Here is an 8,955-nt window from a genome sequence, read left to right as displayed (position 1 = left end):
CCGAGCCGTCGAAGCGCACGCGCCGAAGGCGCGAGTCTCGACGGCTCGGAAGCGAGACCAAGGGGGCCGCGAACCCGCAGCGCCGCAGGCGCTGCCAAAAGACACAGCACCCGCAGCGCCGCAGGCGCTGCCAAAAGACACAGCACCCGCAGCGCCGCAGGCGCTGCCAAACAACTCAGCGTTCGCGCTCGGCGGCGGTGGCGAGGTAGTCGCCGAGTTCGCGGCGCAAGGTGACGTCGAGAGAGCGGGCCAGGGTGGTGTGCACCGAGGCGACAGCCAGCTCACGCATTTTGTTGAGCATTGTTGTGGTGTCGGCGATTTCGCTGCTGGTCTCGGGGAGCCAGCCGGGGCCGTGTTCATCCACGATGTGCTGTTTGGCCGCGGTGATCATCAGGTGGGTGATGTCATCGATCCGGTCGGCCACCTTGGCGTAGATCTCGATGAGAGTGCGCAGTTCGATGCCGTACTCGTGCAGTTCGGCGAACGAGGCCAGCAGTTGGGTGTCGGTGAACACCACGGTGTCGCCCTCGAATCGGACCAGTTTCATCTCCGCGAGCCGGTCGACGAGCTCGTCGGTCTCGGTGCCGAGGATGGTGCCGATGAGCTCGCGTGACACTTCGAAGGCCTCGTCCTTGGCCCAGGGGGCCGTCACCGCGTGCTGCAGGCCGAGTACCTCGGTGAGGTCTTTGCCGGTCTCCCAACTGGTGATGAAGTCGGCGATGTGCGCGGTGGTGAAGCCACGCTGCAGCAGCGCGTCGATCAGGCGCAGCCGCTCCAGATGCGCGTCGTCGTAGATGCTGGCTCGCCCGTCCTTGCCCGCGGGCGGCGGCAGCAGGCCGCGTTCCTGATAGGCGCGGACGTTGCGGGTGGTGGTGCCCGCGGCGCGAGCGAGGTCATCGATCCGGTACTCCGGCATCACCCACCACCTCCCTCGCCCACTGCGGCGCCGGTCTGCCGGCGGCCGAACAACACGGTCATCGATCGACCGAGTCTAACGTCCTGGCGGCCGGCGACCGTCACCTCAGGAGACCGCCGTGATCCGTGGCGTCCGCGCATCGGCGGGCACGACGTTGTAGTCGTCGAGGTCGACCGTCCGCAGCTGATTGACATACTGCGTCGCGAAGCCCGGATACATCGTTGCGTTGAATCCGTGCTCGGTGAGATACCAGCTGCGGCAGCCCGAGTTCCATGTGGTCGCGGTGAGCCGCCGCTGCATTCCCGTGTTATAGCGGTCCTGCCGGTCACGCCGCACGTCGAGCATCCGCAGATCCCGGTCGAGAATAGTCTCGATAGCGCCGACCAGGTAATTGATCTGCGCCTCCATATAGACCAGCGCCGAGTTGTGGCCAGGGCCGGAATTCGGGCCGAAGGTGAAGAAGAGGTTCGGATACCCGGATACCGCAATGCTCTTGTACGCGTAGGCGCCGCGCTGCCATTCCTGCGCGAGTACCCGGCCGTCGCGCCCGGTGATCGGGATCGGTGTGCCGGTTTTGGAGACATCGAACCCGGTGGCGAAAACGATGCAGTCCGCCCGGTGCTCAACACCTTCCGCGGTCCGAATGCCGTGTTCGGCGATGCGGGCGATCGGCCAGGTGATCAGTGTGCAATTGTCCTGCTGCAATGCCGGGTAGTAGTCGTCGGTCATCAGCAGTCGCTTGCAGCCGGCCCGGAAGTCCGGGGTGAGTTGTCGTCGCAGCCACGGATCCTTCACCTGCCGATGCAGCTGGGCCCGGCCGACGAGCTCGACCACCCTGGTCAACGGTGTATTCCAGACGACGCCGAGCGCGACCGACTCGTGCCCGTAGAACCAGACCCGCCTGGCCAGATTCTCGGCGGCGGGCACCCGCCGGTAGAGCTCCTTGGTCAGTGTGTTGGTGCGCCGATTGACCCGCGGCAGCACCCAGCCCGGCGTTCGCTGGAACACCTTCACCGAGGCCGCCTTGTCGACGAGTTCCGGAATGATCTGCACCGCGCTGGCCCCGGTGCCGACCACCGCGACCTTCTTTCCGGTGAAGTCGTAGCCGTGATCCCAACGGGCACTGTGAATTTTGTGGCCCTGATAGTTTTCCAGCCCGGGAATGGCGGGAAAGCTGGCATTGGCAAGCGGTCCGGAGGCCAGCACCACGGTGCGAGCACGGATGGTGTCCGCCCGGCCCTCGACGGTGATGTCCCATCGCCCGGCCGTTTCGTCGAACACGATGCCGGTGATGTTGTGGCCGAATCGGAAATGCTTGTGCAGCCGGAACTCCGCGGCCATCGACTCGATATATCCGAGGATCTCGTCGCTCCCGGAATATGTGTGCGACCAGTTCGGGTTCGGCGCGAAACTATAGGAGTACAGCCGCGACGGAATGTCGCAAGCCGCACCGGGATAGGTGTTGTCGCGCCAGGTGCCGCCGATCGCCGTGCCACGTTCGAAGATTGCGAAATCGTTGATTCCGTGCTGCTTCAACCGAATTGCGGTGCCGATGCCGGCGAACCCGCCGCCGATCACAGCGACGTCGAGGGTCGCGGTGCTCATGGTGCTCACGCCGCCGGCTCGTAGGTGAGTTCCTTCGACCAGGTCGGCTGCGGCCGCAGTAGCCGCTTGGGGACCCGGGCCGTGATCTTGACCAGCGCGTCGGCCACCAGATGGTAGGGATGATCGCGGTTGATCACCCAGCCGCCGTGCATCTTGACCAGCTGGTACATCGGCAGGCGTCGAGCGAATTCGCTACGCTCGCCGACATTCGCGTAACGCTTGAGTGCGGTGTACAGCTTCTCCTCGTCGACACCCATCTCCACGATGTTGTCGCGCATCTTGTTCAGCAGCGGCACGTAGCTCAGCACGCCGATGAGCAGCGAAGGCTTGGCCCAGCCACCGACCAGGTCGACGAGCAGCTTACGCAGCGTGGCGTGCCCGAGCAGATCCATCACCGCGAAATCCACAGCGAGATGCCGTGATTCGTCGGCATTGATCTTCTTGAACGCCTCTTGACAGATCGGATCCTCGATCTCGTCCATGATGAACTTGACCAGCGCGCCGTCCAGAGTCACCTCGAGCATCGGGATCACGGTGCCGAGGAACGACAACGACATGTCGTCGGAGTACTTGTCGAGGAAGTCGATGACCAGTTTGACGTTCACATTCGGTTGTGGGATCTCGTCACCATCGAGCATGCCCCAGCGCCGCATCAGCGCAAGCTCGGCATTGGCGTGCTTCTGCTCCTCGGCGTGGAAGTAGCGGTAGATCTCGCGCAGCGTCTCGGTGGGAGCCTTCTTCGCCATTGCCGCGAAGCCGCGCGCGCCGACATTCTCGATCCACATCAGGTCGGCCATGAAGGGCTCGAGCCTGGCGTGCAGTTCGGGCGATATCGTCTCCGCGCCGGGGGCGTCCCAGTCGATATCGGCCAGCGCCCACTGCCGATCCTTGATCTTGCGGAGCATGTCGTCGAAGTCCATAGCGATGGCCATGTCAGACTCCTGTCCTGTCGGTGACCGCGGCGCGGTCGGTGGTGTTCGAGTCCTTCTGGGGCAGTAGCCGATCCAGGAGGCCGAGGGCATAGGTGTAGTGGGCGGGGAAGTAGCGCTTGAGCCGCCATACGAGGTGTGCGTCCAGCTGGGGCAGCACATACAGCTGCCCGCGGTCGTGCGCGTCGAGGGTGGTGCGCGCGACATGCTCGGGGGAGAAGCCGGTCCAACGCATGAGGGTGTCGGCGAGCCGGGTCGCCTCCTGCGTGATACGACCGTCGCGAGCGACATTGGTCTTGACGAAGGTCGGGCATAGTACGGTGACCGCGACGCCGGTGCCGCTCATTTCGGCGGCCATCGTCTCCGACAGTGACATCACCGCGGCCTTGGACGTGTTGTAGACGGCCATCGAGGGGGCGGCTGCGAACCCGGCCGCCGAGGCCACGTTGATGATGCCGCCGCGGCCGGCCGCGCGCAGTTGTGGCGCGAAGATCTCGCAGCCGTGCACGACGCCCCACAGGTTGATGCCGAGCGCCCATTGCCAGTCGTCGAATCCGATTTCGCCGACGTGCTTTCCGCCGATGCCGACGCCGGCGTTGTTGATCACCAGCGTGACAGGCCGCTCGTAGAGCGATTCGGCGAAGTGCGCAAGGATTTCCACGTCTTCCCTCCTGGCGACGTCGCACCGGAACGCGCGCGCAGCACCAGGATGTTTGCGTTCGATGAGGGTGACGGTCTCCTTCGCACGTGCTTCATCGATGTCGGCACAGATCACTTGCCCGCCGCGGTCGGCGATTTCGAGCGCGAAGGCGCGGCCGATGCCGCTGCCTGCGCCGGTCACCACGGCTCGGGCCTCGTGGGTGCGACGCGGACGGATGCCGAGGGGGATGAGTCGCTCCAGTCCGAACATGTCAGCTCACCTTTTTCGAGACTGTGGTGGGGGAAGCCATTGCGGTACACAGGAAGTCGGCAACTCGGTCCAGCGCGTGGTCCGCTTCGGGAGCGAGCAGCGGCAGGGCCTGGAACACGTGCACCTGGCCTGGCCAGATCTCGAGTTCGCAGCTGCCGCCCGCGGCACGCACCATGTCGTGCAGGTATCGAGCATCGGCGCTGAGCATTTCGGTGCTGCCGGTCTGCAACAGCATCGGCGGCAGTGCCGTACCGGGTGGCACCGTCAACCGCAGCCGGGGTGCGTCGGCGGGCGCTTCTCGGGTGTAGGCGTGGGGCAGCCTGCTCGCCGCGCGTGCCGAGATGATCGGATCTCGTCGGTGCCGTTCCTGTTCGGCGGCCAGCGCGAGGGTGAGATCGATCAGTGGCGAGAACATGGCGACCGCAGCGGGCTGTGGCCTGGCTCGGCGGCCGTTTTCGATCAGTAGATCGAGCGCCAGATGTCCGCCCGCCGAGTCACCTACGATCACCAGATCTTGCGGGGTGATGCCGCGGTCGAGCAGCCACCGATATCCTGCCTCGACATCGTCGGCGGCGGCAGGAAACCGATGCTCCGGCGCGAGCCGGTAGTCGGTGAGGAAGACCGGCAACCCGGTCTTCTTCGACAGCCGCGAGGCGAGTCCGCGATGGGTGCGGGCCGAGCACAGCACATAGCCGCTGCCGTGGATGTAGTAGATGGCGCGCTTGCCGAAATCGACGCCGGGTGCTCGCACCCATTCGCCGCGGACCGGACCGGATCGGACCTGGGTGACAGCGGTGCCGCGCAGCGGCGGCCCCGCCGCGGCCATGACGGTCGCGATCAGCTTCCTGGCGAACCAGATGCCCGGAGGGTTCATCGGCACCGCATTGTTCAGTGGCCGCATCCCGATCTCCGCTGCCATGGCAGCGAGCCGGGACCGCGCGGAGGGCGCCGAGGGAACGCCGGGGACCGAGGTCCTCATTGACCTTGTCATGCATTCAGCGTCATCTATGAATGTGCCAGTTGTCAATGGCGCATTCAAAAAAGGCTAATTAAGGGCGCGGCGCATCAACCGCGATGTCGCCCGGCCCCGGCGATGCGGCCCTCAGGTATTGCCGTGTCGAGTCGGCTCGCCGCCGCGGTGCCGCGACGCGTGGCAGCACCAGCGTGCGCGCCCCTCCCGAACCCGCCATCGGCCGCGAGCGCGGCCGACCCGGCGTAGGGGGGTAGCCGCCCAAGGAGTTCGGTTCGTTCTCGACAGTCCGGATTCGGTGCACGATGTGACGTCCGGCGTCGGGTCCATGAGCCGTTGTCGCGTGGGCCTAGTAGCCGCGCTCGGTATCGATCGGGGCGAGTAGCTCTCTGCCCTCGACGAACCGCGCGACATTCGCCGCGACATGGTCGGCGAAGGCCGCGAGGCGCAGTTGTGGAGGGTTCGAATCATGCGGGGTCACAATGGCATTCGGCAGGACCCAGAGGGGGTGGCCGTCGGGCAGCGGTTCCGGGTCGGTGACATCGAGGCCCGCGCCCGCGATCGCGCCCGATGCGAGCGCAGCGACCAGCGCGTCGGTGTCGATCAGGCTGCCGCGGGCCACATTGATGACCCACGAGGACGGTTTCAGTCGCGCCAGTTCCTCCGCGCCGACCAGGTGCTCGGTGGCCGGTGTCGCCGGCGCGGCGATGACGACATGGTCGGTGCGCGACCAGACCTTCCCAAGTTGGTTGGCGGCGATGGTCTCGAGGGTGTCGGGGATCCCCGGGCCGGTCACCGGGCGGCCGGAACGGTTCACGGCGATGATGTGCGCGCCGAGTGGCACCAACATGGGAATCAGGGCGCGGCCGATACCGCCCGCGCCGATAATGGTGACGGTCTTGCCGCGCAAGGTGCCGACGTGCGGGAAGAAGTCCTGCTGCCGCCAGCTCGCCGCACGCAAGTGCTCGGGCAGGTAGCGCACGCCGGCCAGCAGCAGCATCAGCGCGTGTTCGGCCACGCTGGCGGCGAAAGCGCCTGCGGCGGAGGTGAAACGAATATCCAGGTGCCTGGCGAAGATACCTGCGGTGAACCAGTCCTCGATACCGGCCGCGGGCAGCTGCACCCATTCGATGCTCTCGGGCAGGTCGTCGGGGAATTCGCCGGGCCCACCGACCCAGATCAAGCCGCGGGCCTGCGCGAGTTCGGACAGGGTGGCACCGCCTTCGACGACTGCCTTCTGCAGCAGGGTCGGGGCTGGGGTGACCGGGCCGATCGCGAGCGGCACCGGGAACTCGGGTCGGCTCATCTCGAGACCTCCTACAGTAGGTACGACGGTGCGTTCGCGGTGCGGGTGACGGCCCGCGGACTATTCACGGGTGTCCAGAAGCGAAGGTAGCACCCGAGGCCGTCGGCCCTCAGCGACAGAATCCGCGTGATCGTGATGTCGCGGCGCTGCGGTCGAAAAAACTGCTCCCGGGGTCGGATCGGTCCGCTACTCCTCGTCCAAGTCGACGTCGACGCCGTCGCGTTCGGCCCACTCCAACAGCGGCTCGATGCCGAATATCGCATTGTCGATGCCCGCATGCAGATCACCGAGTTCGGCGTAGCGTGTCGGCACCGTTTTCATGGTGAAGTCGCGTGGATCGACCTCGGGGATTTCGTCCCAGCGGATCGGTGTGGAGACGGTGGCCTCCGGCACGCCGCGCACCGAATAGGCGGCCGCGATGGTGTGGTCGCGGGCATTCTGGTTGTAGTCGACGAACAATAGTTTCGGATCGCGGTCTTTGCGCCACCACGTGGTTGTCACGTCGTCGGGTGCCCGCCGCTCAACCTCTTCCGCGAACGCCAGCGCGGCTCGGCGCACCTGCTTGAAACCGAATTCGGGTGCGATGCGGACATAGACGTGCAGGCCCTTGCCGCCGGAGGTCTTCGGCCAGCCGACCGCGCCGAGCTCGTCGAGCACCTCGTGCACGACACCCGCAACGCGTTGGACCCGCGACCACGGGCAATCCGGCATCGGATCGAGATCGATCCGCCATTCGTCCGGGCGCTCGGTGTCGGTGCGGCGCGAATTCCACGGGTGGAACTCGACCGTCGACATCTGCACTGCCCATATGACATCGGCGAGTTCGCGCACACACAACTCGTCGGCATGTCTTCGGTAGCGCGGGAAGAAGACTCGCACGGTCGGAATCCAGTCCGGCGCGCCCGCGGGCAGCCGCTTCTGGTGCACCTTGTCACCGGCGAGCCCCTTCGGGAACCGGTGCAGCATGCACGGCCGGTCGCGCAACGCGTTGACGATGCCGTCCCCGACGCTCAGGTAGTACTGCACCAGGTCGAGCTTGGTCGCGCCGCTCTCCGGGAAGTAGACCCGGTCCGGGTTGGAGATACGAATCGTGCGGTCGCCGACATCCAGCTCGATGGCGGGCGTCGCAGATTTGCTGGCCACGAGTCCGACCATAGCCGATCCACCCTGGCGCCGAACTGGTATGCATTTCGGTATGAGCAAGGCGAAGCGCGTGACGGTCACGCTGGACCCGCAGGTGGCCGCATGGGCCGAACAGGCGGCCGACCGGGAACGACGCAGCCTGTCGTCGGTAATCAACTCCGCGCTGCGCACCGCACTGGTGCACGACAGCCTGGCGAAACTGGTGGTCGACGACGACGCCGAGCTGGCGGCCGCCTACGCCGACCTCGACCACACAAGGGCGGCCGCCGAGTCCGATGACTCCGGCCCGTGCGGCGCGGCATGAGGCGCGGCGAAATCTGGCGCTACGCACCGACGTTGCGTGATGGCACGCCTTTTCCGCGGCAAACCAGAGTTGTACTGGTATCCGATACCGCGGTAATGACCTCGCCCAACCGCTGGCTGAGCGCCGTCCCACTGATGGACGACGATCCCGGCCACGTCCTGGCCGCCGAGACCGCACACGGCTGGGCCGATGCGTTGGAGCTGCATCGCATCTACCGCCCATGGCTGGCCGAGCACCTCGGCGAGCTGACACCCACCGAAACCGAGTCCCTGGACGCTCGCTTGCGCGCCACACTCAGCCTCTGAACGACCATGGGTTGGGCCAGGAATACTCGGTTCGCCTGATTCGGCAGCTCCGAAGTCAGGGCGCGACACGCCGTACACCCTCGGCGTCGCCATATCGGAGCGGTTGCCCGCGATCATGGCCCGCGCCGCCGAGCGGCGTCTCCGTCGTTCCCACGCCGGTCGTGATGGCCTCCGACTGCTTCGCTACCTGCGAAAACTGTCGGCCCGGCGGTGCTGCGCGAGCACACTGGTGGAATGAAGCACAGACTGACACGGGCGATCGGCAGACTGATGGGCAGGAAGGTACCGGCCGGAACCCGGGGTGGGCGCGACGGCCCCGACAGCGGCGGGACCGCAGGCATACGGGAGCCACGCCAGCCGATCCCACCGGAGGACCCATTGAGCGCCACCCGTCCCTTCACCCCGGACCCCGACCCCAAAACCATCATCCTGCCCCCGCCGATGACGCCGCCCGCCCGCGATAGATACGCACCGGACACCCCGTCCTCGAACGACCCTCCCCGCACCGCGGGTGGCGGGGTCGACGACAGGGCGTGACCTCGACCTCGCGCCGAAAGAGCGAGAACC

General features: G+C 66.4%; 10 protein-coding genes. 3 read left to right on the top strand and 7 right to left on the bottom strand.

The window, feature by feature from the left end:
• Positions 1-175 precede the first annotated feature (175 nt).
• From AB0M74_RS22985 to ligD, 7 genes are all read right to left on the bottom strand, one after another.
• On the bottom strand, positions 176-916 hold the full coding sequence (locus AB0M74_RS22985) for a MerR family transcriptional regulator (RefSeq protein ID WP_366528317.1): 741 nt from the start codon (positions 914-916) through the stop codon (positions 176-178).
• Positions 917-1,021: 105 nt separating this feature from the next.
• Entirely contained in the window at positions 1,022-2,521 is a 1,500-nt protein-coding gene (locus tag AB0M74_RS22980) for an NAD(P)/FAD-dependent oxidoreductase (protein ID WP_366528329.1), read from the bottom strand.
• Positions 2,522-2,526: 5 nt separating this feature from the next.
• Positions 2,527-3,447, bottom strand: a complete 921-nt coding sequence (locus AB0M74_RS22975) for a ferritin-like domain-containing protein (RefSeq protein WP_366528328.1) — start codon at positions 3,445-3,447, stop codon at positions 2,527-2,529.
• Between the two features lie 7 nt (positions 3,448-3,454).
• Complete coding sequence (locus AB0M74_RS22970; protein ID WP_366528316.1) at positions 3,455-4,360, bottom strand: SDR family NAD(P)-dependent oxidoreductase; 906 nt, start codon at positions 4,358-4,360, stop codon at positions 3,455-3,457.
• Between the two features lies 1 nt (position 4,361).
• The gene (locus AB0M74_RS22965; protein WP_366528315.1) at positions 4,362-5,351 is read right to left on the bottom strand and encodes an alpha/beta hydrolase; all 990 of its coding nucleotides are present in this window, start codon (positions 5,349-5,351) and stop codon (positions 4,362-4,364) included.
• A 328-nt stretch (positions 5,352-5,679) separates the two neighbouring features.
• Positions 5,680-6,636, bottom strand: coding sequence for a D-isomer specific 2-hydroxyacid dehydrogenase family protein (locus AB0M74_RS22960; protein WP_366528314.1), 957 nt, complete (start codon positions 6,634-6,636; stop codon positions 5,680-5,682).
• Between the two features lie 186 nt (positions 6,637-6,822).
• Positions 6,823-7,791, bottom strand: coding sequence for a non-homologous end-joining DNA ligase (gene ligD, locus AB0M74_RS22955; protein WP_366528313.1), 969 nt, complete (start codon positions 7,789-7,791; stop codon positions 6,823-6,825).
• Positions 7,792-7,831: 40 nt separating this feature from the next.
• On the opposite strand from ligD, the gene AB0M74_RS22950 reads away from it, so the two are divergent.
• The 3 genes from AB0M74_RS22950 (at position 7,832) to AB0M74_RS22940 (ending at position 8,925) form a co-directional block, all read left to right on the top strand.
• Positions 7,832-8,083, top strand: coding sequence for a hypothetical protein (locus AB0M74_RS22950; RefSeq protein ID WP_366528312.1), 252 nt, complete (start codon positions 7,832-7,834; stop codon positions 8,081-8,083).
• Positions 8,080-8,388, top strand: a complete 309-nt coding sequence (locus tag AB0M74_RS22945) for a hypothetical protein (protein WP_366528311.1) — start codon at positions 8,080-8,082, stop codon at positions 8,386-8,388. The genes AB0M74_RS22950 and AB0M74_RS22945 overlap by 4 nt, the downstream gene beginning before the upstream one ends.
• A 234-nt stretch (positions 8,389-8,622) precedes the next feature.
• On the top strand, positions 8,623-8,925 hold the full coding sequence (locus tag AB0M74_RS22940) for a hypothetical protein (RefSeq protein ID WP_366528310.1): 303 nt from the start codon (positions 8,623-8,625) through the stop codon (positions 8,923-8,925).
• Positions 8,926-8,955: the final 30 nt, after the last annotated feature.

The sequence above is a fragment of the Nocardia sp. NPDC051463 genome (assembly GCF_040681975.1).
Classification (GTDB): Bacteria; Actinomycetota; Actinomycetes; order Mycobacteriales; family Mycobacteriaceae; genus Nocardia.
The sequence above is the reverse complement of the archived record's forward strand: the minus strand, read 5'-3'. Positions and strand labels throughout refer to the sequence as shown.